Origin of the sequence: Rhizobium sp. MHM7A (genome assembly GCF_005862215.1) — a bacterium.
Lineage (GTDB): Bacteria > Pseudomonadota > Alphaproteobacteria > Rhizobiales > Rhizobiaceae > Rhizobium > Rhizobium bangladeshense.
The window spans coordinates 210,681-233,660 of sequence record NZ_VCHT01000002.1 but is presented as its reverse complement, the minus strand read 5'-3'; the positions used below and the strand labels follow the sequence as shown (position 1 = coordinate 233,660).

The window sequence follows — 22,980 nt, the reverse complement described above, 5'->3', positions numbered from 1 at the left end:
TATCGAGTATGAGGCAGATGTATAAGCCCGCCGATTCGCTGCCGAATGATTTCAGCCGTTGGAGATGCCCATGGGTATGATGAAGACCGAAGCCAGCCTCGATGAAAAGGCGATCGTCGCCGCCGCCGAGAAGGCGCTCTCCGATATCGCCGCCATCCGCGGGGAAGTCTCGAAGGTGATCTTCGGTCAGGAAAGCGTCGTCGAGAACACCATTCTCGCCGTGCTCTCCGGCGGCCACGCCCTGCTCGTCGGCGTCCCCGGCCTTGCCAAGACCAGGCTGGTGACGACGCTCGGTGAAGTGCTCGGCCTTGCCGCCAACCGCATCCAATTCACGCCGGACCTGATGCCTTCCGATATTCTGGGTTCGGAGGTTATGGACCAGGACGACAGCGGCCGCCGTTCCTTCCGTTTCGTCAAAGGACCGGTTTTCGCCCAGCTCTTGATGGCCGACGAAATCAACCGCGCCTCGCCGCGCACTCAGTCGGCGCTTCTGCAGGCGATGCAGGAATATCACATCACCATCGCCGGCCAGCGCTATGACCTGCCGGCTCCCTTCCATGTGCTCGCCACCCAGAACCCGCTGGAGCAGGAAGGCACCTATCCCCTGCCCGAGGCCCAGCTCGACCGCTTCCTGCTGCAAGTCGACGTCAACTATCCCGAGCTCGCCGCCGAGCGCCAGATCCTTCTCGAGACGACCGGCCTGGGGGAAACCCGGCCGAAAGCCATCATCGATGCACAGCGGCTGATCGAGATCCAGACCCTGGTGCGCCAGATGCCGGTGAGCGAGACGGTCGTCGACGCCATCCTTTCCCTGGTGCGCTCCGCCCGCCCAGGCCACGGCAATGCCTCGACCGACAAGAACGTCGCCTGGGGTCCAGGCCCGCGCGCCGGCCAGGCAATGATGCTTTGCGCGCGCGCCCGCTCGCTCTATGAAGGCCGCCTCGCGCCGTCTCTCGACGATGTCTTCGCGCTTGCCGAACCCATTCTCCAGCACCGCATGGCTCTGACTTTCGCCGCTCGCGCCGAAGGCATGTCGGTCCGCGACGTCGTCGCCGGACTGGTCAAGCAGGCAAAGGGATAAGGAAGCCGGACGCGTGGCATCTATCGGACAGACCGTCAACCCGACGTCAGGCAGCGATGCCCTTTCCCGCGCCAGGCAGCGGGCCGCCTTGATGCCGGATTGTCTGGTGGAAGCCAAGCGCATCGCCAACACGGTGATCGCTGGCTGGCACGGACGCCGCAAGCGCGGCATCGGCGAGAATTTCTGGCAGTTCCGACCCTATGCCGAGGGCGAGAGCCTGTCGCGAATCGATTGGCGCCGCTCAGCCCGCGACGACCATACCTATGTGCGCGAGCGCGAATGGGAGGCAGCGCACACCATCTGGCTATGGTGCGACATGTCGCCTTCGATGATGTACAAATCGAGCTACGGCAGCGTCTCCAAGGAAAGCCGGGCGCTGGTCGTCATGCTGGCGCTTGCCGAAATCCTCGCCCGCTCCGGCGAGCGCATCGGCTGCCCTGGCATCATGGAGCCCGCCTCCACCCGCAATGCCGCCGAACGCCTCGCAGCCGCGCTCGTGCACGCGCCGCTGACCGGTGGACTGCCGGAAACGGGAATGATCCGCGGCTGGAGCGATCTCGTGCTCATCGGCGATTTCCTCGACGACGCGCCGGCAATCATGGAGCGGCTCGGCCCGCTTGCCCGCCGCGGCCTGCACGGCCACGTAGTCGAGATATCAGACCCCGCCGAAGAGATATTTCCCTACAGCGGCCGCACCGAATTCACCGATCCGGAGACCGGGACCAAGCTCATCTCCGGCCGCGCCGAACACATCCGCGAGGCCTATCGCAGCGCCTACCTCGCCCGCAGGGAGAGCCTAGGCCAGTCGCTGCGTCATCTCGGCTGGACCTTTACGACCCACCGCACCGATCATCTTGCCTCGGAAGCCCTGGTCGCGGTCCACATGTACCTGTCCGGCATGCCGGCCAAGGCAACGCATGGAGGGCTGCTATGAGCGCCCTTCCCTTCGCCTTCGCCTACCCCGCCATTCTCGGCGCCCTCATCGCTTTGCCGGTCATCTGGTGGCTGTTGCGGCTGACGCCGCCACGTCCCAAAACGGAAGTCTTTCCGCCGCTGAAGATCCTTGCCTCGGTTTTGAAGCGAGAGGAAACGCCGGCGCAGAGCCCTTGGTGGCTGACGCTGCTGCGCATGCTGCTCGCCGCCATCATCATCCTTGCGATTGCCGATCCGGTCTTCAATCCGCGCACCAATTCGCTCGCATCGAGCGGCCCGCTCGTCCTCTTCGTCGACAACAGCTGGGCGGCGGCGCCCGATTGGGAGCGTCGCATCCAAACCGCCGTCGCGCTGGTGGACGATGCTGAATCCGCCGGCATGCCGGTGTCGATCACTTTCACCGCCGACCCTACCAACGACGCCGTACCGGGCACGGCAGCGAACGCCCGCGACAAGTTGCGCGCGACCGAACCGCGGCCGCTGGTCCCGGACCGCGAGCGCGCCTTTCAGGCGCTGCGGGCGGCCCTGAACGGCGTCAAGCCGGGCACTCTCGCCTTCTTGACCGACGGTGCCGCCGCCAAGACCGATGACGCGACGGTGCGCAGGCTAGCCGAGCTCCAGCCCGCCGATCTGCGCCTGATCGAAGGGGATGCCACGAAGACGGTTGCCGTCACCGCGGCTAACAATGCGGCTGACGCCATGACCGTCAAGGTCACACGGCTCGACAGTTCGCGCCCCGCATCCGTGGCGTTGAACGCCGTCGATGCCCAGGGCCGCTCGATCGCCAACGGCAGGGCAGATTTCCGCCCCGGTCAGAGCGTCGCCACAAGTTCGATCACGGCTCCCTTCGAGATGCGTAACGATTTCGCGCGCATCAGCGTCGACAGCGGCGCGACGGCCGGCGCGGTCCACCTTCTCGACGACGCATTCAAGCGCCGACGTGTCGTGCTGTTGTCCGGCACCGGAGCCGATGAATTCCAACCGCTGCTCTCGCCGCTCTACTACATCCAGCGGGCGCTGCAGCCCTATGCTGATCTCATCCAGCCCACGGATTCCGATCTGGCCGTCGCGATACCGAAACTTCTCGTCAGCAACCCCTCAATCATCATCATGGCCGATATCGGCCGCCTGCCGGAGGAGACCTACGAGCCTCTGACACGCTGGATATCGAACGGCGGCATGCTCCTGCGTTTCGCCGGCCCGCGCATGGCGGCGGCCCCCGCCGACGATCCGCTCATTCCGGTCATCCTGCGCCAGGGAGAACGTGCGCTGGGCGGCACCCTGTCCTGGAGCGAACCGCAGTCGCTTGCCGAATTTCCAAGCATAGGGCCATTCGCGGGCATACCGCGTCCTGTCGATGTCGTCGTCAAACGGCAGGTGCTCGCCGAGCCGACACCCGACCTTGCTGAACGCACCTGGGCAAGCCTTGCCGACGGCACGCCGCTGGTCACGATGAAGCAGCTCGCATCCGGCCAGATCGTCCTCTTCCACGTCACCGCGGAAGCGACCTGGTCCGATCTGCCGATCTCGGGCACTTTCGTCGATATGCTGCGCCACCTCCTTCAGATATCGCGCTCGGGCGGCGTGACGTCGGAGACGCGCGGCAATGCGCGTGTCTCGGAAAGCCTGCCGCCATTCCGCATGCTGACGGCAAAGGGCACGCTCGTCTCCGAGACGGGTTCGGCGCGGCCGCTCATTCCGAAAGCCGGAGTTGAGCCGACGGCGAATTTGGACAACCCGCCCGGGCTCTACGGCTCCGAGGACGGTTTCACCTCCTTGAACGTGCTGCCGGATAACGCTGAATTGAAACCGCTTGACGCGACGGGGATAAATGCGGTGCGCGAAGGCCTGATCGGCGGCGAAAGCTGGTCGGCAAAACCTGCGCTTTTTCTCGCGGCCTTTCTGCTGCTTCTGGCCGATAGCCTGATTGTGCTTTTCATGAACGGCGCCTTCTCGCGATCACGCCCCGCCGGCCGTATGGCAACGATGATCGCGATCGCAGTCGCGGCAGGCTTTCTTGCCCAGCCCGGCACGCTTCACGCCGACGACTCCCGGCCTGGCGACGATCTCATCCTGCAGCGGCTTGACAACACGCATCTTGCCTACGTCGTCACCGGCGAGCAGGAGGTCGACAATATATCCGAGCGCGGCCTTGAGGGTCTGACCCAGTTCCTGACCTTCCGCACGACGCTGGAACCGGCGCCGCCCGTGGGTCTCGATCTCACCAAGGACGAGCTCTCCTTCTATCCGATCATTTATTGGCCGGTTTCGGCAACGGCGCCGATGCCGTCATCGGCGGCGATCAGCCGTATCGACGCCTATATGCGCAATGGCGGCACGGTGCTTTTCGACACGCGTGACCAGATCAGCGCCCTCGACAATGGCGGGAATGTCAGTGCCAATGGCGAGAGGCTGCAGGCAATCCTTGCCAATCTCGACATCCCGCCGCTCGAGCCGGTGCCATCAGATCATGTGCTGACGAAATCCTTCTATCTTCTGTCGAGCTTTCCCGGTCGTTATGCCGGCAGCGCCCTATGGATCGAGGCACGTCAGGGCGGTCGCGAGCCGAGCGAAAAATCGGCAGCGACGGCCGATGGCGTTTCGCCGATCCTCATCACCGGTAATGATTTTGCCGGCGCCTGGGCCGTCGATGCCAACGGGGTCCCGATCCTGCCGACAGTGCCCTCGGATGAAGCGCAGCGTGAATATGCCTACCGCGCCGGCGTCAACATCATGATGTACATGCTGACCGGCAATTACAAAACCGACCAGGTTCATGTTCCCGACCTCCTCGAACGGTTAGGACAGTGAGATGACCTTCGATTTTTCGCCTTTCCTGCCTTGGCCGATTCTGGCCGCACTGGCCGCCGTCAGCGCTCTCATCGCCGCGTTTGCGATCTGGCGCGGTGTCCGCGGCGCCTGGATCAGGACGCTGGCAGCGGCGGCGCTGCTGACCGCGCTGACCAATCCCGTGCTGCTGCAGGAAGACCGCGATCAACTGTCGACGATCGTCCCCGTCATCGTCGACCGCAGCCAAAGCCAGCAGACACCCGATCGCGTCAAGATGACCGACGAGGCACTTGCCGCCTTGAAGGGACAACTCGCCCGCTTTCCCCAGATAGAACCCCGCTTCGTCGATGTCGAAGGCGACGTCAACTCCGACGTGCCCGCCACCCGTCTGTTCGACGCGCTGTCGGCCAACATCGCCGATGTCCCGCCCGCCCGCGTCGGCGGCGCCATCATGCTGACTGACGGGGAAATCCATGACGTTCCTGCCGCCAATCAGGCACTCGCTTTCGACGCGCCGATCCACGGCCTTGTGACCGGCAAGGCAAACGAGTTCGATCGCCGCATCGAAGTGATCAAGGGACCGCGTTTCGGCATCGTCAATGAGGAGCAGCAGGTCATTCTGCGCGTCTTCGATGACGGCCCGAGCCCCGGCGGCACCGCCGATGTCACGGTGAAGCTGAACGGCAACGAGATCGCGACCCTGCGAGCGACACCCGGCCAGGACACACCTTTCTCCTTCAAGGTTCCGGGCGGCGGCAGCAACGTCCTCGAATTCTCCGTCGCAGAGCTTCCCGGCGAAGTCACCGCCGCCAACAACCGGGCCGTCCACGTCATCGACGGCATCCGGCAGAATCTGCGCGTCCTGCTCGTGTCCGGCGAGCCGCATGCCGGCGAGCGCGCCTGGCGCAACCTGTTGAAATCCGACGCCTCGGTCGATCTCGTCCACTTCACCATTCTGCGTCCGCCGGAGAAGCAGGACGGCACGCCGATCAACGAGCTCTCCCTGATCGCCTTTCCGACGCGCGAGCTCTTCGTCGACAAGATCAAGGATTTCGACCTGATCATCTTCGACCGCTACCAGCATCGTGGCGTGCTGCCGCTGCTCTATTACGACAACATCGCGCAATATGTCGAAAACGGTGGCGCGCTGCTGGTCGCCGCCGGTCCCGAACATGCCGGCCCCGATTCCATCGCGGTGACGCCGCTTTCCGCGGTGCTGCCGGCAATGCCCACCGGGCAGATGATCGAGAAAGCCTTCTATCCCCGACTCTCTGAGGAAGGTCGCAAGCACCCCGTCACGCGCGGCCTGGACGGTTCCAGCGAGGATCCGCCGCATTGGGGCCGCTGGTTCCGCAGCGTCGACGTCGAGAAGCCTGAAGGCGAGACGATCATGCTTGGCGCCGACAACCACCCGCTTCTCGTGCTGAACCGCTCCGGCCAGGGCCGCGTCGCCATGCTGCTTTCCGATCAGGGCTGGCTTTGGGCGCGCGGCTTCGAAGGCGGCGGCCCCAATGTCTCGCTCTATCGCCGTGTCGCCCACTGGCTGATGAAGGAACCGGCGCTGGAGGAAGAAGCCCTGACGGCGCGCGCCTCTGGCCGCACCCTTGAAGTAACCCGCCAGACAATCGGCGACAATCCGGGCAACGCCACGGTGCGCTATCCCTCCGGCAAGACCGAAACCCTGCCGCTCACTCAGACTGAGCCCGGGCTCTACAAGGCCGAGAAGAGGATGGACGAGATCGGCCTCTTCGAAATCCGCAACGGCCCGCTTTCGACGCTCGTCCATATCGGTGCCGTCGATGCCCCGGAATTCAAGGCAATGATCTCGACGACGGATGTGTTGAGGCCGGTTACCGACCGAAGCAAGGGACTCGTCGCCCGCGTCGTCAGTGAAAGTGGCGCGGTCAGCGTTCCGCCGATCCTGCCGGTGCGTGGCCAGGTCCGCGTCTCCGATCACGATCGGATGATGATCCGCATGACCAACGAGACCGTTCTGAAGGGTATCAACACGCTGCCGCTCTTTGCCGGCTTCGCCGGCGTCGGCATCCTGCTGCTCGCCTTCGGCGCCATGTGGTGGCGCGAAGGAAGGTAATCGCATCGATAGCGACGGCTAGGTGACCGCGGCCTATTCCGGATACGCTAAGCGGCACCGGTCTTACGCGAGGATGCTCACAAAAGCGGACGAAGAGGCCAAGGTACGACACGAGCAGCTTCCTCTGCAAAGCTCTAATAAGACGTATCGCGCCAGGCAATGGGGCCTTTCAGCCGTTCGTGCACACCTTCGGCGATCGGAACGACGAGCACCCGACCTGGATCCACGGGGCCAGGAAAGGTAAGCGCATTGTAGGCAACCTTCTCGAAGCCGAGCGGGCCGTAATAGGGAGGATCGCCGACGAGGATGACGGCTTCCGAACCCTTGCGACGCGCAGCTTCCACTGCGATCCGTACCAACTCCCGGCCGATGCCCATATTTTTGTGCGAGGGACGGACGGCAAGCGGACCGAGCAGATGCCCCTTCACCGTGCCGGCCAGCACCGGCGTCATGCGCACGGAGGCGATCGTCTCGCCATCATCGGCGCAGATGAAGGAGAGCGACAGGTCATGCGGCCCCTGCTCGCGGATTCGCGCCGCCGCCCGCGCGAAGCGGCCCGGACCGAAGGCTTCTTCATTGATGTGTTCGATGGCGGCGTCGTGGGACGCGTCTTCAGTGAGGTAGACGAGATCGTGCTTGTACATGATGACAGAAACCGGATGGACAGATTGATGGGTCGCGAACACGCCTTCGGCGTTCGGGAACATCAGCGTCGTCGCGGGTTTCTGGAAATGAACATCAAGCAGGGTCCTAAATCGTGAGAAGGCCGATAGCAGGAAAAATTTCGGCCGTCCAACGCAAAATGCGCACGACAGCGCCTCGCGTCTTTTCAGAAGCGCAAAGGACGAACTGCCACACGAATGACGTGACGCACTGTTCAATCTTTACCGCCTGCAACGCCCCGCTATCTCACCTATCTTCGATCCGAACGCAATTACCGGTCCGGACACCAATCAGGACCTCTGCCATTTAAGGGAACGAACATCATGGGAATGCTGGTGGACGGCGTCTGGCATGACGTCTGGTACGACACGAAGGAGAGCAAAGGCCATTTCAAGCGGCAGCCCTCGCGGTTCCGCAATTGGGTGACTGCGGACGGCGAGGCTGGGCCTTCCGGAAACGGCGGCTTCAAGGCCGAGGCCGGGCGTTATCATCTCTACGTCTCGCTTGCCTGTCCCTGGGCGCACCGCACGCTGATCTTCCGCAAGCTGAAGAAGCTGGAGGAACTGATCTCGGTTTCTGTCGTGGATCCGCTGATGCTCGAGAATGGCTGGGAGTTCAAGGTCGGTGACGGCGCCACTGGCGATCACCTTTTCGGCGCCGCCACCCTCTGGCAGATCTACGTCAAGGCCGACCCCCATTATTCCGGCCGTGTCACCGTTCCCGTCCTCTGGGACAAGAAGACCAGCACGATCGTCAGCAATGAATCGGCCGAAATCATCCGCATGTTCAACGGCGCCTTCGATGCACTGACGGGCTCGAAGGCTGATTTTTATCCGGAGGACCTGCGTGCCGAAATCGACGCTCTGAACGGTACCGTCTACGACACCGTCAACAACGGCGTCTACAAGGCAGGCTTTGCCACAACTCAAGAAGCATACGAGGAAAATGTCGGCAAACTGTTCGAAACGCTCGATGTTCTCGACGATCGCCTGGGCAAGAGCCGTTACCTCTTCGGCGACAGATTGACCGAGGCGGACTGGCGCCTCTTCACCACGCTGGTGCGCTTCGACCCTGTTTATGTCGGCCACTTCAAGTGCAATATCCGCCGCATCGCGGATTACCGCAACCTGCCCGGCTATCTCAGGGACCTCTATCAGACCGCAGGCGTTGCCGAGACGGTAAACCTGAAGCACATCAAGGAGCATTATTACCGCAGCCACAAGACGATCAACCCGGCCGGCATCGTTCCGGTCGGCCCGACACTCGATCTCGGCAGCCCGCATGGGCGCGCCAAGCCGAATGCAGCCTGAAGCTCTTTACCAGCGGTGGTCGGGCTCCTGCTCGCCACGAAGTTCGGCGAGGCGGCGATGCGTCGCCTCGGTCGTGCCTTCGGGCAGGCTGTCGAGCGAAAAGAACCCGCCGTCGGATATTTCCCAATCCGGCGGCCTCGGCGCCGTCTGCTCGACCGTCACGCGGTAGAACACGACATGGTCGCGCCGGGTGGTCGTGGTGTTGAAATAGACCTGGACCAGTTGTGGTTTTCCGATGATCCTTAGATTGCCCTCCTCGCGCAGTTCCTTGACCAGCGCTTCTTCGGCCGTCTCGTTGCGCTCAAGCCCGCCTCCCGGCATATGCCAGCCGCCGATATAGCTGTGGCGCACGAGGAAAATCCGGCCGTCCTTGTCGAAGCAGGCCGCCCTGACACCCATCGTCATGCCGCGGGCAAAGGAGAAATAGACATGCAGGAGGCGCAGGGCCAGCCTGATGTGAGGGGGCCGCTTCTCTTTGTCCACCATCGTTCCGTTTAGGCCTTTCATCGCGCCGGATGTGTTTGATTTGTCAATAAGCTGGTCTATGTCTCGTAGCATGTTCAAGCTCGCGCATATTTCCGACGTCCACCTCGGACCACTGCCCCGTCTTTCTATTCAAGAGCTGTTTTCAAAACGCATCACCGGCTTTGTGAACTGGCATCGAAATCGACGCAAGCACCTTTTCGGCAGCACGCTGGATCTGTTGCTCGACGACATCCGCACTCATCAGGCCGATCATTTGGCCGTCACCGGCGACCTCGTCAACCTGGCCAGCGGCATCGAGATCCGCGCCGCCGCCGCCTGGCTGCGCGCGCTCGGCGATCCTGCCGACACCTCGGTCGTCCCCGGCAATCACGACGCCTATGTGCCGGGTGCTTATGAGAAGTCGATGCGCGCCTGGTACGACTATGTCCGCGGCGACCTCGCCTCGCCGCAATGGCAGGAAGACCGCCATATTTTTCCCTATCTGCGCGTCCGTGACAAAGTCGCGATCGTCGGCTGTTCCACGGCAGTCGCCACGCCGCCCTTCGCCGCCTCCGGCTTTTTCAGCGCTCGCCAGGCCCGCGATACGGTGAACATGCTTCGCGCCGCCGGCGAGGCCGGTCTCTTTCGTGTTGTCATGATCCACCATCCGCCGATCCGTGGCGCCACCACCTTCTACAAGCGCATGATCGGTATCCGCCGCTTCGCGGCCGTCATTTCGACCGGCGGCGCCGAGCTCGTGCTGCACGGCCACACGCATCTGAACACGCTGCACTGGCTGCGTGGCCAAGTGCAGCCGGTGCCCGTCGTCGGCGTAGCGTCGGCCTCGCAGGCTCCCGGCAGCATCAAGCCGCCGGCCGCCTACAACCTCTTCTCCATCGATGGCTCTCCAGGCGCCTGGGAACTCACCGGCGAGCGCTTCAGCCTGAACAGGACGGGCGACGCAATGATGGCGGAAAGCGTCGATATTTTCGCAGGTTAGCGCTGACTTCCGACTCAATTCATGCAGCACTTGAAGCGGTCTTGCCAAGCGCTTCGCCGCCGCCGCAACATTTGTCATGGAGGCCGCTTACCCTCTTGGTATTTTTACCGGTAAGCGTACAATCCGATCAACTGCATCGCCCCAGAACGGAGCCGCCAATGACTTCCCCCTTCCATCGCCTGTGCAGAACCACACTTGCCGCCGGCTTTTTCTTCGGCATGGCGAGCGCCGCCTTCGCGGCCGGCGACAGCAACGACAACACCAATCCTCCGCCGAAGACCGAGACGACCAAGAGCTGCACCGGCGGCAAGGTCTGGGACAAGGACAAGAAGGAATGCGTCACACCGAAGAAGAACAGCTTCAACGATGATGATCTCTATAAGTTCGCCCGCGAATTCGCCTATGCCGGCCAGTATGAGAACGCCATCACCGTGCTCAATCTCGCCCGCGATCAGAACGACCCACGGATCCTGAACTATCTTGGCTATGCCAACCGCAAGGCAGGCCGCATCGAGCTCGGCATGTCCTATTACCGCAAGGCGTTGCAGGCGGATGAGAATTATATTCTCGCCCGCTCCTACATGGGTATGGCGCTGGTGGAACAGGGAGATATCCAGGGGGCGCGCGTCCAGCTCGTCGAAATTCGCGACCGCGGCGGCGAAGACACCTGGGCCTATCGCGCTCTGCTGCAAAGCTTGAACGGCTACAGGACATATTGACGCAAGCTTTGCGGGCTAGATTATGAAAACCCCTAGCGAAAGGGGGATAAGATGACCGAATGCTTGCGGAGTGCAGTAGACTTGTTTCATAAAGCACCTGCATCTCCGGTGACGATAAAGCCGGTTTCGCGTCCGATGGCGAAGCTTTCGTCCGCGAAACCATTGTGAATGCTTCTTGGATAGACAATGCGTCAGCCCGCAACGACCATCGACCTCCGGCGTGATCTCGTCGGCCTTCTGCCCCATCTTCGTCGCTTCGCGATCACGCTCGCGGGCGAAGCGGGTGTGGCTGACGAACTTGTCCAAGCGGTCTGTCTGCGTGCCATTGCCAAGGGGCATCAGTGGAGCGGCGAAGGCCGGCTGGAAAGCTGGATCTATACGCTTGCCCGCCAGCAATGGACTGAGGACAGCCGCAAGCGCAAGCCGAAGGCGTCGGCGCGCGGCAACGTCACCGATATCAGAGAAGCTGCGCGCGAACGCTCGGCTTCGGTCGATCCCGACGCCATCCATCGCATGATCGCCGAAATGCCGGAGGGTGTTTCCGCGATCTTTCTGCTCGTCGATGTCGAAGGCCACAGCTATCAGCAGGCGGCCGACATCATGGGCATTTCGGCGGCAAGCGTCGTCTCCCAACTCGCCACAGCAAGGCTGCATTTCGCTGGACTTGCCGGCACCCACCCCATCCACAGGTACTGAATTGCTCGATCTCAGGAAATTGCCGCTCGAAGCCCAGCTCACCGCCCTTCTCGACGGCGAGGTCTCGCCCGAACAACGGCACGAGCTGGAACAGCGTCTGGCGACCGATGAGAATGCGCGCCGCCTGCATGAAAAGCTGCGCCATGGCGCCGATTTCGGACGACGCCGCCTCGACGATGTCCTGAAGGAGCCGGTCCCGCTCGCCCTCGTCCGCTCTATCAAGAGCACGCAGCCGCCAAAGACGCCGATCGCCCAGCGCGCCACGCGCCCGCAGGTGAAACTGGCCCCCAGCGGCCCACAAGCGCTGGCAGCCGCGCTTATCCTCTTCGTCGTCGGTTGCGGCATCGGCTACTTTGCCGGCTCCACCCCGGATGCAGATGAAATCGCCACGACGACCTCCGCCACGGCGCCGGCCAATACCAGCGGCTGGCTGAGTGACGTCACAGCCTATCAACGTCTGCTGATCCGCCAGCCGCGTCACCTCGTCGAAGTGCCGGCCTCGCAGGCGGAGGAAATCTCCAGCTGGCTCACAACTGCGATCGGCGTGCCCTTCCGCGTTCCCGATCTCAGCGCCGAATCCTGGACGTTCCAGGGCGCCCGCGTCATTCTCGGCGACAGCCGCCCCGTCGGGCAGCTCGTCTATTCCAACGCCGACGGCGACATCATCTCCATCTGCTTCCGCAAGGATGCGCAGCCGCCCGAGACCGAAGACTTCAAGGAAACGATCCGGGACGAGATCGGCCTCGTGACTTGGCACAATGCCGGCACATCCTACGTTCTCGCTGGTCCCTCCGCCGAAGCCGCCCTCGGCCAGCTCGCCACGAAGATCGCCACGGCGATTTGATTATTGGTGAGACGGTAAGGCCTGCTCCCTCTTCTCCCCAGTGGGGAGAAGTTGGCCCGTGGGTCGGTAAGGGCCCACACGGCAGAGCATTTATTATTGCCCTTCGCTTGCGCTCAGTGCTTCGCTCCTATCGTCGCTCACCCGCTCATCTGCCTGCCGGCATCTTCTCCCCGCTGGGGAGAAGGAACTCGTTGCACCGCATTGCTCCCCACAAACGTTTGCGGTGGAAAAGAGCGGCGGGCAGTTGCTCCCATCGGGTGTAAGCGAGGGGCAGAGCGCATCATCAGGCCACACCGACTCCGCCGCAGCCTGACTCTGTTCGATCAGGCCTTGCCGGCCTTCACCTCGAGCACCCGATTGGCCGCCGAGACGATTGCTTCGAGCGATGCCGCGACGATGTTGGTATTGATGCCGGCGCCAAAGAGCTTGCCGCCGGGATAGGAGGTCTCGACATAGGAAATCGCGGCGGCGTTCGAGCCGTGCTGCAGCGAATGCTCCGAATAGTCCTCGACCGACATCTCGATGCCGAGATAATGTGACAGCGCGTTGATGAAGCCGTCGATCGGACCGTTGCCGCGCCCTTCGATGCGTTTGATCTCACCGTTGTCGGTGATCTCGGCCGCGACGATCCGCTGGCCTTTGCGCTCCGTGTCCGGATAGGTGTGGTGGTCGACGAATTTCAGGCGCGCGTCCGGCTGCGTTACGTAGCGCTCGATGAAGCGGTCGTAGATGCGCTTCGAAGGAAGCTCCTTGCCCTCGACATCGGTGATGCGCTGGATGTCTTCGCGGAACTCGACCTGAAGGTTGCGCGGCAGATTCAGCCCGTAATCCTGCTGCAGGATATAGGCGATGCCGCCTTTGCCGGACTGCGAGTTGATGCGGATGATCGCTTCGTAAGAGCGACCGACATCGCGCGGGTCGATCGGCAGGTAAGGCACTTCCCAGACCGGATGGTTGGCGACCTGCGCCGCCTTCATCCCCTTGTTGATCGCATCCTGATGCGAACCGGAGAAAGCCGTGTAGACCAGTTCGCCGACATAGGGGTGACGCTCGCTGATCGCCATCTGGTTCGAATACTCGAACACTTCCTTGATGCGCTCGATGTTCGAGCAGTCGATCCCGGGGTCGACCCCCTGCGTGAACATGTTCAATGCCATGGTGACGACGTCGACATTGCCGGTGCGCTCGCCATTGCCGAACAGCGTGCCTTCGACGCGGTCGGCGCCCGCAAGCAAGGCCAGTTCGGCGGCGGCGATTCCGGTACCGCGGTCGTTATGCGGGTGCAGCGACACGACCAGGTTCTCGCGATTGTCGAGGTTGCGGCACATCCATTCGATCTGATCGGCATAGACGTTCGGCGTCGCCATCTCGACGGTCGACGGCAGGTTGATGATCAGCTTGTTGTCGGGCGTCGGCTTCACCACCTCGATGACGGCATTGCAAATCTCCAGAGCCACTTCCAGCTCGGTGCCGGTGAAGCTTTCGGGCGAATATTCGAAACGATAGCCGCCGCCGGCCTTGGCGGCCATGTCGGTGATCATCTTGGCGGCATCGACGGCGATCTGCTTGATACCCTGCACATCCTTGGCGAAGACGACGCGGCGCTGCAGCTCGCTGGTCGAATTGTAGAAATGCACGATCGGCCGATTTGCCCCTTCCAACGCCTCGAAGGTGCGGGTGATGAGCTCCGGCCGGCACTGCACCAGCACCTGCAGGGAAACGTCAGCGGGCACGTTGCCCTCCTCCACGCACCAGCGGGCGAAATCGAAATCCGTCTGCGACGCCGATGGGAAACCGATCTCGATTTCCTTGAAACCCATATCCAGCAACAGATGGAACATACGGGCCTTGCGGTCGTGACCCATCGGATCGACCAGCGCCTGGTTGCCGTCGCGCAGGTCAACCGAGCACCAGACGGGCGCCTTGGTGATGATCTTTGTCGGCCAGGTACGGTCCGGAATGTTCACCTGCGGATAGGGCCGGTATTTCACGCCGGCATCGGGCATGCCTTTTGCTGAGGATCGGCTGGTGGTGGTGTCCATTGTCTTGTCTCCTCGTCCGGCATTCGCCCCGCCTCTTAGCCGATCACATCGGGTTTGGCGATAAACAAATACGGACCTTCATCGGTTCGGTGGGTCATTTTGAAAGTGAGTCGCGAGGAGCGATGGCCGGGCGGGCTTTCGGCCGCCGAGCGCTCCTCAAAGGACCCGGCAACCGCGCGTAAGGCCGAGGAGAAGAAGCGAGGTCAGGGCGCACGAGACGTCACGCGCGGCGATGCGGCCGCGTGCAATCATGTCGGAAATCTTGGCGCCAGAGGTCTTCATGGCCGCGCTTATAACCTCGGGCAGCAGAACTGGCAAGCCCTCGCGGCCCGCCGGCTTCCCTCACGCCTGCTGAGCGCGGTCTTTGGACCTCTTCACAAGCCGCGACAGCGCCAGCATCAACCCGCCGGCGATCAATCCCCAGAAGGCGCCTGAAATGCCGCCGAAGGAAACGCCGGATGCGGTGACGAGAAAGGTGATCGCGGCCGCCTCGCGCGATTCCGGCGCCTGGAACGCCGACATCGCCGAGGACGAAAAAGCGCCGACCAACGCCAGCCCCGCCACTGCCTCGATCAGAATGGGAGGCGCGAGCGCAACGAAAGCCGTCACCGCGCCCGCAAGCAGCCCGACAATGACGTAACCGATGCCGGCGATCAGCGATGCCCAATAGCGCCGTTTCGGATCGGCATGGGCATCCTGCCCGGCGCACATGGCCGCAGTGATCGCCGCCAGATTAATGGCGTGGCCGCCGAAAGGCGCCGACAGCAGTGAGAAGAAACCGGTGACGGCAAAGAGCGGGCCGGGTTTTGGATCGTAGAGATTGACCTTCAGTACCGCGATGCCGGGAATATTCTGCGATGCCATGGTGACGATGAAGAGCGGCAGCGCGATCGAAATAAGAGCGGCGAGATTGAATACAGGCGCGACTATTTCCGCCGTCGGCACCAGCGATCGTTCAAGCGAGGCGAAAGCGCCTTCAGGGATATCGACGCCGAAGGCGAGCACCAGCACGAAGGCTGCGAGTGCTGCCGGCACCGCCCAGAGCCGCTTGAAGGCGCCGACAACGATCCAGGAAATAACGATCGGCAGACCGAGCAGCGGATTGAAACCAATCGCCTTTACAGGCGCGAAGCAGAGACCGATCAGCACGCCGGCGAGCATCGCATTGGCGAGCGGCGCGGGGATGGCGGCAACCGCGCGGCCGAGCGGCTTGAACAGTCCGGCAACGACGATCAGCGCCGCGCAGATGAGAAACGCCCCGACTGCCGCATTGAAGCCACCCTCGACCACCCCGGTGCTTGCAAGCAATGCCGCGCCCGGCGTCGACCAGGCGATGCTGATCGGCAATCGGGTCAAGGCGCTGAGCACGATCGCGCAGATCCCCATGGAGATCGACAATGCCATCAGCCCCGAAGCTGCCTGTGCCTCTGTCGCGCCGACCGCCCGCAGGCCGTGCAGCACGACGGCAAAAGAGCTGGCGGAACCGACGAAAGCAGTCAACAGCCCCATGAACAGGGCCTGGACGGAAAAATCTTTGAGCATGGCGGAACTCGGGCTGCGGGAATGGCGCATGGAGCACGACAGTTGTCGCGCGCGCAAGTCCGGATTCAGCTCTTTCTGTCCAGCGGTATGGGCAAGCATAAGCATCATCCAAAAACAAACCGCCCTTGCCTGCGATCGGCAGGCAAGGGCGGTTCAACTGTTTAGGCTGGGAAAGCTCAGATATCGGCCTGCGATGTGACGATCCGCGAGACGAGGCCATAGTCCTTCGCCTCTTCCGCCGACAGCCAATAGTCGCGATCCGTATCCTTGGCTATCTTGTCGAGCGGCTGGCCGGTTGCCTCCGCCATGATCTTGTTCAGGCGTTCGTTCATCTTGATGATCTCGCGTGCCTGGATCTCGATGTCGGATGCCATGCCGCGCGTGCCGCCCGACGGTTGATGCAGCAGGAAGCGCGTGTTCGGCAGGCACAGACGCCGCTCCCTCGGAGCCGCCACATAGATCAGCGCACCTGCGGAAGCGACCCAGCCCGTGCCGATCATCCAGACCTTCGGCTTGATGAACTTGACCATGTCATGGATGGAATCGCCGGATTCGACGTGGCCGCCGGGCGAATTGACATAGATGCGGATGTCATCGTCACTGGCCGCGGCAAGCGCCACGAGCTGCGAGCAGACCTTCTGCGCCAGTTCCTGGTTGATCGGTCCATAGATGAAGATCGAACGCGACTTGAAAAGATTCGCCTCCGTTTCCTTGCCGAGCGGCAGTTCCTTCGTCTTGTCGTCCTGTTCTTCGTCGTTCATTCGGCCCTCTCGGAGATGAATTCGGGTTCCTCGCACATAGTGCGACTCAATGCCTAAAACAATGCGGGAAAAACACAAGGCACGGAAGCGGTGGAGATATCCTTAAGAAGCCGCGCGCCGTTCCGCAAGCCTTACTGAAATGTAACGGTGGAAGGCTTTGAAAAGCCTGAATCGGTTCCTACCTCACCCCTCTCATGGCACCGCCATCCGAGATCAACAGGAGACAGGATATGTCACCGGAAGAACGCCAATTGTTGACAGCCCTCTTCGACCGCGTGCGCACGGCGCAAGCCCAGCCGCGTGACCGCGAGGCCGAAGCCCTGATCGAGCAGGCAACGCGCGAGCAGCCGTCGGCCACTTATTATCTTGCCCAGGCCGTTATCGTGCAGGAAAAGGGGCTGGAAGCTGCCGCAAACCACATCAAGGAGCTCGAGGAGCGTGTCCGACAGCTCGAAGCCGGCGCCAGCGAGCACCACCAGGCCGAACAGGGCGGCGGTTTCCTGAGCTCGATCTTCGGCAACACCCAGACGCAGCAGCCCGCGCCCGTCCCCTCCAACCCCGGCCCCTGGGGTCAGCCGTCGCGTTCCTATGACGAATCTCGCGGCTACGACAGCAACGCTCGCCAGATGCCGCAGCAGCCGAGCGGCCCGTGGAGCCAGCAGGCCTCCGCGCCGTCTGCCGGCGGCAGCTTCCTGCGCGGCGCGCTCGGCACGGCGGCCGGTGTGGCCGGAGGCATGCTGCTTGCCAATTCGCTGAGCGGCATCTTCAGCAACCACATGTCCTCGCTTGGCTGGGGCTCGCCCTTTGGCGCCAACCCCTTCGGCAATGCCAGCGCCCCCAACGAGGAAACCGTTATCAACAATTTTTTTGGCAACGACGACACCCGCCAGGCATCGGATAATGCCGGCAATGACAATGACGACAATGTCCAGCAGGCGGATTACGACGACGGCGACGATTACAGCGACGACTCGTCCGCCGACGTTACGGATGTTTGAGGTTTAGCGGGTGAAGACGGGTAGCGGTTGCCGCACCGTTGACCGGCCCTTCACTATGGCTCAGGGCGTTCGCCGCTGCAATCGATGCACGGGATCGATTGCTGCCGCCTTAGGCGACACCGCGGCTCACCCACGTCCACGATAGGTGGCGACGCCCTGCTCAGGCAGCCACACGCCTTCAGGCGGCTTGCCCGTCTGCCAGAACACGTCGATCGGAATGCCGCCGCGCGGATACCAGTAGGCGCCGATCCGCAGCCACTTGGGATCGAGCAGTTCGACGATGCGCTTGGCGATGTAGATCGAGCAATCCTCGTGGAAGGCGCCGTGATTGCGGAAGGAATGCAGGAAGAGCTTCAGCGACTTCGATTCCACCAACCATTCACCCGGAATATAGTCGATGACGATATGGGCGAAATCCGGCTGCCCGGTCATCGGGCAGAGCGAGGTGAACTCCGGCGCGGTGAAACGCACCACGTATTCTGTGCCGGCATGATTGGACGGTACTTTTTCCAGCACCGCCTCCTCCGGCGAATTCGCGGTTTCGGTCTGGTGGCCCAGCATAGACAGGCTGGAAACATCTGTATTCGGCATCATGCCTCCTTGACGACTTTGACGCGGATGCCATGGGCTTTTTCGCCCTCCGGCTCCACATGAATGGCTATTTTGGCGCCCTCATGCACGGCGCTGATGGCATCCTCAAGGCGATCGCATATATCATGCGCCTGCCTCACGGACATAGAGCCCGGCACCACCATATGAAAATCGATGAAGGTGACGGTGCCCGCCCGCCTTGTTTTTAGGTCATGCACGCCGATCGAGCCCTCTGCATGGGTGGCGATCGCCTGCTTGATCGCCTCCTCCTCCTCCGGCTTAACAGCCTGGTCCATCAGCCCGCCGATCGATTGCGAGATCACCTTCCAGCCCTGATAGAGGATATTGCAGGCAACAAGGATGGCAAGCACCGGATCGAAGATCGCATAGCCTGTCGCCAGCGCCAGGAGCAGACCGACGAGTACGCCGACCGACGTCACCACATCCGACATGATATGCTGGCCGTCCGCCGTCAGCGCCGCCGATCGATGCTTGCGTCCGGTCCGGATCAACAGGCGCGCCCAGACCGCATTAATGAGGCCTGCGGCAAAATTAACCGCAAGGCCAAGCGCCGGTGCATCGAGCATGCGCGGCTCGGCGAGATAGCCGATAGCCTCCTTGACGATCAGCAGCGCGGCGACGACGATCAGCACACCTTCGGTGACGGCGGATAGGTATTCCGCCTTGTGATGGCCGAAGGGATGGTCATGATCGGCCGGCTTCTGCGCATAACGGATAACAAAGAAGGCGATGAAGGCGGCAACGACGTTGACCATCGATTCGAGCCCGTCCGACAGCAGTGCCACCGAGCCGGTCACCCACCAGGCCACCATCTTCAGCCCCATGACGCCGAGCGACAGCGGGATGCCCCACATCGCCAGCTTCCGAACCGTAAGATCGCCGTTGTCGCTCATATCTGTCCTCCTGCGGTTGCGAGTGAATAGCAGGATCCAGGCCATTGAAATGCAAAACCGCCCACGCGAATGTCGCGCAGGCGGTCCAGTTGAGGGTGGTATGGGCGATGCTGGAGGATTTGTCAAAGCAAATGGCGCGCCCTTTCCAGCGGTCGCTCCGCCCAAGCGAAATCAGATTGCCGCACTCTCGTTGCCGGGCACTGCACCGCTCAAGGGCGCCAGCTCCGAAAGCACGGGCTGCGGCCAGCGCACAAGAGCGGCTTGGCCGGCTGACGTCAAAGCATAAACCCCCTTTTCCGTACGCTCGAACCATCCGTATACGTTGTCACGCAGGATTGGCCCCGCCTTGGGTGCGATCAGTTTCATCTCCCGCGGTCGCTTGAGTCCCTGCTCAAGTGCTGCCGCGCAGAGCAGCGCCTGCTGGCGGTAAGCCGTCATGATCGGCGCCCGCGAACCGCCGCCAACAACGGGATCGCCGCGTCGGCGTTGGTGCTCGCTGACGAGGCGTGAACGCCGCTTTGGATTGGTGCGCGGCATAGGAGAGATGGAGCTGACGATGACGCTGACTTCGCCGCCGTCGGAAATGCCTAGCATGCCGATGCCGAGCCGCCGGCAGAGGTCGCGATAGCGTTTGTCGGTCTCCCGCCCGCGCCCCTTGACCGAAACGCGCGCTGCGATCCAGACCTCATCGCTCATCGACGCCCGGTCGACTGCCTGGAGAAGCAGTTCGAGGTTGAAGGAGAGCTTGAGTTCGCAGACGACTACGACCGGCGGCTCACCTTCGCTCAAGCCGACGAGATCGCATCTGCCGACCTCACCCTTCACGACGTAACCGGCCGCCTCGAGAAAAGCTTTGACCGGCAGGTAGAGCGACGTCTCCATCGAAAACGTGCCTCAGGCGGCGTTGAGATCGGCAATCTCGCCGTATCGCGCAAGCAGGCGCGGCGAGGTCATGTCGCCTGTTTCTTCGTCGACGATGACCGCGTAGGCCGCAACGCCGACGAAGCGCTCGGCCATCGCCAAAGCGATCTTTTCCGCGCTGATGGAATTGGATGCCTGGCGCATTTCGCCGGGCACGAGATTGCCGCGGTTCTTGCGGTAAGGGAGGATGATGAACTTTTCAGCATTGGCCACGGCAACTGGCTCCGATTGATCGTTCCTGAAATGTTCTGATTTGTCCGATAAAGTCAACCGGGCTCCGCCATACTGTCCCGCACCGACCACTGAATCCACGTAGGAATGCCCGCGCCGCCCTTCCCGCAAGCAGGAAGAGCGGCGCAATCGCCGTCAAGCAGCCTTTGTCTTCACCTTGCGCGCCAGATGCGCCACGACGTTCTCGATCATCCGCATTCCGGCATCGCCGCCGAGTGTCATGATCGATTCCGGATGGAACTGCACCGCGGCGACAGGCTCCTTGGCATGCTCTATGCCCATGATCGTGCCGTCGTCGCTCTCCGCCGTGATGATGAATTCACGCGGCAGGGTCGAAGGGTCGGCGAAGATCGAGTGGTAGCGGCCGACCGTCACCTCCTTTGAAAGACCGGAGAAGACGATGCCCGGCTCCAGCACACGGATTCGCGACGGCTTGCCATGCATCGGAAGCGCCAGATGGCGCAGTTCCCCGCCATACGCCTCGGCGAGCGCCTGCAGGCCGAGGCAGACGCCGAAGATCGGCAGGTTACGCGCCCGCGCTTTTTTGATCGTCGCCTTGCAGTCGAAATCCTTGGGCGTTCCAGGCCCTGGCGACAGCACGACGAGATCGGGGTTCAGCCGATCGAAGATCTCTTCCGGCACCGGTGTGCGGACGGTTGAAACCGTCGCCCCCGTCTGGCGGAAATAATTGGCGAGCGTGTGGACGAAGCTATCCTCATGGTCGATGAGCAGGATGCTGACGCCCTTGCCGACGCTCGCGACGTCGCGCTGGATCTTGCCGGAATTGCCGGTCTTGGCGTCTCGTATGGCGGAAAGCATGGCAGAGGCCTTCAATTCGGTTTCGGCTTCTTCTTCCTCAGGAATGGAATCGTTAAGCAGCGTCGCGCCGGCGCGCACTTCGGCGATGCCGTCCTTGATGCGCACGGTGCGCAGCGTCAGGCCGGTGTTCATGTCGCCATTGAAGCCGACCATGCCAATCGCCCCACCATACCATGCGCGCGGGCTCTTTTCATGGCTCTCGATGAAGCGCATAGCCCAGAGCTTCGGGGCCCCGGTCACGGTGACCGCCCAGGCGTGGCTCAGGAAGCCATCGAAGGCATCCATGTCGTCACGCAGTCGCCCCTCGATATGGTCGACCGTGTGGATGAGGCGCGAATACATCTCGATCTGCCGGCGGCCGATCACCTTGACCGAACCGGGCTCGCACACGCGGCTCTTGTCGTTGCGGTCGACGTCCGAGCACATGGTCAGCTCGGATTCGTCCTTCTTCGAATTCAGGAGCTTCAGGATCTGCTCGCTGTCGGCGATCGGATCGTCGCCGCGCTTGATCGTGCCCGAGATCGGGCAGGTCTCGATGCGGCGGCCGGAGACACGCACGAACATCTCGGGCGAGGCGCCAACCAGATATTCCTGATTGCCGAGATTGATGAAGAAGGAATAGGGCGAGGGATTGATCGCCTTCAGCCGCTTGGAAATATCGGAAGGCTTGCTTTCGCAGCGCTCCATGAATTTCTGCCCAGGCACAACCTCGAAGAGATCGCCTTTGCGGAAACTTTCCTTCGCCTTAGTGACGAGCTCGGCATACTCGCCCGGCCGATGGTCGCTCTTCGGCGGAATGGCATCCGTGTGCTTGAAGGGCTCCGGCGCGATATCCTCGGCCTTGCCTTCGGTCGTTACACCGTCCCTCTCGAAATCATAGCGGTCGATCCAGGCCTTGGCGGCATAGTTGTCGACGACGAGGATCTCGTCCGGCAGATAGAGCACCATATCGCGCTGATCGGAAGGCCGCGTCAGTTTCAGATCGATCGCATCGAACTGGAAGGCGATGTCGTAGCCGAAGGCGCCGTAGAGTCCAAGGCTCGCATCCGCCTGCGAATAGAACAGGTCGGTGACGGCACGCAGTACCGTGAAGACGGTCGGCATCTTCGAGCGCTCTTCCTCGGTGAATACCCGGTCCGGCGTCTTGACGGAGAGGTCGAGGCGACGGGCGGAGGAGGCGCCGAGCACGAGCTCGGGCACCGTCTTCAGCCGCTCGGTCACGAAGCCGAGGAGCACCTCGCCGCGCTCGTTATAGGCCTCGATCCAGACGTCGCGCCCGAAGGAGGAGATGCCGAGCGGCGGATCGACGACGGCGGTATCCCAGCGCGTATAACGGCCCGGATATTCGTAGTTCGACGAGAAGACCGCGCCGCGGCGCTCGTCGAGCTTGTCGACATAGGAAGAGACCGCGTCGGCATAGGGGATCGCCCGCCGCTGCCGGGTGACAGTGATGCCACCCTTGGTCTCGTAGATTTCCGCACCATCATCCCGAAGGATCGTTACCATAGTTCCACTCCGTTATCGGGGCCCGGACGACAGGCGGCGATAAACAAAAAAGCCGCCTCGAA

20 protein-coding genes are annotated in these 22,980 nt (G+C 62.4%); 10 read left to right on the top strand and 10 right to left on the bottom strand.

The genetic code is table 11. From position 1 onward, the window contains the following. Positions 1–70: 70 nt before the first annotated feature. The 4 genes from FFR93_RS09315 to FFR93_RS09300 are packed head-to-tail and all read left to right on the top strand — an operon-like array spanning position 71 to position 6,896. On the top strand, positions 71–1,081 hold the full coding sequence (locus FFR93_RS09315; RefSeq protein ID WP_064705765.1) for a MoxR family ATPase: 1,011 nt from the start codon (positions 71–73) through the stop codon (positions 1,079–1,081). A gap of 13 nt (positions 1,082–1,094) precedes the next feature. Then, the gene (locus FFR93_RS09310) at positions 1,095–2,015 is read left to right on the top strand and encodes a DUF58 domain-containing protein (RefSeq protein WP_138393034.1); all 921 of its coding nucleotides are present in this window, start codon (positions 1,095–1,097) and stop codon (positions 2,013–2,015) included. After that, positions 2,012–4,825 carry a DUF4159 domain-containing protein gene (locus tag FFR93_RS09305; protein ID WP_138393032.1) on the top strand — a complete coding sequence of 938 codons (2,814 nt, stop codon included), beginning with the start codon at positions 2,012–2,014 and terminating at the stop codon, positions 4,823–4,825. The genes FFR93_RS09310 and FFR93_RS09305 overlap by 4 nt, the downstream gene beginning before the upstream one ends. Before the next feature lies 1 nt (position 4,826). Continuing rightward, positions 4,827–6,896 (top strand): hypothetical protein, encoded by a 2,070-nt coding sequence (locus FFR93_RS09300; RefSeq protein ID WP_138393031.1) that lies wholly within the window; start codon positions 4,827–4,829, stop codon positions 6,894–6,896. A 134-nt stretch (positions 6,897–7,030) separates the two neighbouring features. Here the strand turns inward: FFR93_RS09300 and FFR93_RS09295 are convergent, their stop codons facing one another. Then, positions 7,031–7,603 carry an N-acetyltransferase gene (locus tag FFR93_RS09295; RefSeq protein ID WP_082928049.1) on the bottom strand — a complete coding sequence of 191 codons (573 nt, stop codon included), beginning with the start codon at positions 7,601–7,603 and terminating at the stop codon, positions 7,031–7,033. Positions 7,604–7,882: 279 nt separating this feature from the next. Here FFR93_RS09295 and FFR93_RS09290 point away from each other — a divergent pair, with 279 nt between their 5' ends. Beyond that, positions 7,883–8,869: a glutathione S-transferase family protein gene (locus FFR93_RS09290; protein WP_138393029.1), complete on the top strand. Its 987-nt coding sequence runs from the start codon at positions 7,883–7,885 to the stop codon at positions 8,867–8,869. Positions 8,870–8,875: 6 nt separating this feature from the next. Here the strand turns inward: FFR93_RS09290 and FFR93_RS09285 are convergent, their stop codons facing one another. Further along, positions 8,876–9,355, bottom strand: coding sequence for an NUDIX domain-containing protein (locus tag FFR93_RS09285; protein ID WP_064706144.1), 480 nt, complete (start codon positions 9,353–9,355; stop codon positions 8,876–8,878). Positions 9,356–9,425: 70 nt separating this feature from the next. On the opposite strand from FFR93_RS09285, the gene FFR93_RS09280 reads away from it, so the two are divergent. The 4 genes from FFR93_RS09280 (at position 9,426) to FFR93_RS09265 (ending at position 12,593) form a co-directional block, all read left to right on the top strand. Then, entirely contained in the window at positions 9,426–10,334 is a 909-nt protein-coding gene (locus FFR93_RS09280; protein WP_138393477.1) for a metallophosphoesterase, read from the top strand. Positions 10,335–10,492: 158 nt separating this feature from the next. Then, positions 10,493–11,053 (top strand): hypothetical protein, encoded by a 561-nt coding sequence (locus tag FFR93_RS09275; protein ID WP_064705771.1) that lies wholly within the window; start codon positions 10,493–10,495, stop codon positions 11,051–11,053. 186 nt (positions 11,054–11,239) lie between these two features. Continuing rightward, on the top strand, positions 11,240–11,749 hold the full coding sequence (locus FFR93_RS09270; protein WP_138393028.1) for an RNA polymerase sigma factor: 510 nt from the start codon (positions 11,240–11,242) through the stop codon (positions 11,747–11,749). Between the two features lies 1 nt (position 11,750). Next, positions 11,751–12,593: an anti-sigma factor gene (locus FFR93_RS09265; protein WP_138393026.1), complete on the top strand. Its 843-nt coding sequence runs from the start codon at positions 11,751–11,753 to the stop codon at positions 12,591–12,593. 323 nt (positions 12,594–12,916) lie between these two features. Here the strand turns inward: FFR93_RS09265 and leuA are convergent, their stop codons facing one another. From leuA to FFR93_RS09250, 3 genes are all read right to left on the bottom strand, one after another. Further along, positions 12,917–14,635, bottom strand: a complete 1,719-nt coding sequence (gene leuA / locus FFR93_RS09260) for a 2-isopropylmalate synthase (protein ID WP_138393024.1) — start codon at positions 14,633–14,635, stop codon at positions 12,917–12,919. Positions 14,636–14,977: 342 nt separating this feature from the next. After that, complete coding sequence (locus tag FFR93_RS09255; RefSeq protein WP_171049170.1) at positions 14,978–16,207, bottom strand: benzoate/H(+) symporter BenE family transporter; 1,230 nt, start codon at positions 16,205–16,207, stop codon at positions 14,978–14,980. 146 nt (positions 16,208–16,353) lie between these two features. Further along, the gene (locus tag FFR93_RS09250; protein ID WP_064705775.1) at positions 16,354–16,938 is read right to left on the bottom strand and encodes an ATP-dependent Clp protease proteolytic subunit; all 585 of its coding nucleotides are present in this window, start codon (positions 16,936–16,938) and stop codon (positions 16,354–16,356) included. 230 nt (positions 16,939–17,168) lie between these two features. On the opposite strand from FFR93_RS09250, the gene FFR93_RS09245 reads away from it, so the two are divergent. Next, on the top strand, positions 17,169–17,936 hold the full coding sequence (locus tag FFR93_RS09245; protein ID WP_064705776.1) for a DUF2076 domain-containing protein: 768 nt from the start codon (positions 17,169–17,171) through the stop codon (positions 17,934–17,936). A gap of 126 nt (positions 17,937–18,062) precedes the next feature. On the opposite strand, the gene queF is transcribed toward FFR93_RS09245, so the two are convergent. The 5 genes from queF to FFR93_RS09220 all read right to left on the bottom strand — a co-directional run bounded on the left by queF (position 18,063) and on the right by FFR93_RS09220 (position 22,918). Continuing rightward, the gene (gene queF, locus FFR93_RS09240) at positions 18,063–18,527 is read right to left on the bottom strand and encodes a preQ(1) synthase (RefSeq protein ID WP_138393021.1); all 465 of its coding nucleotides are present in this window, start codon (positions 18,525–18,527) and stop codon (positions 18,063–18,065) included. Beyond that, complete coding sequence (gene emfA, locus FFR93_RS09235) at positions 18,527–19,441, bottom strand: CDF family cation efflux transporter EmfA (protein WP_138393019.1); 915 nt, start codon at positions 19,439–19,441, stop codon at positions 18,527–18,529. Before emfA ends, queF begins: the two co-directional genes overlap by 1 nt. Before the next feature lie 171 nt (positions 19,442–19,612). Continuing rightward, entirely contained in the window at positions 19,613–20,323 is a 711-nt protein-coding gene (locus FFR93_RS09230) for a DUF2161 family putative PD-(D/E)XK-type phosphodiesterase (RefSeq protein WP_138393018.1), read from the bottom strand. A 12-nt stretch (positions 20,324–20,335) separates the two neighbouring features. Beyond that, complete coding sequence (locus FFR93_RS09225; protein ID WP_064705780.1) at positions 20,336–20,575, bottom strand: hypothetical protein; 240 nt, start codon at positions 20,573–20,575, stop codon at positions 20,336–20,338. Between the two features lie 153 nt (positions 20,576–20,728). Next, positions 20,729–22,918, bottom strand: coding sequence for an anthranilate synthase (locus FFR93_RS09220; RefSeq protein ID WP_138393017.1), 2,190 nt, complete (start codon positions 22,916–22,918; stop codon positions 20,729–20,731). Positions 22,919–22,980: the final 62 nt, after the last annotated feature.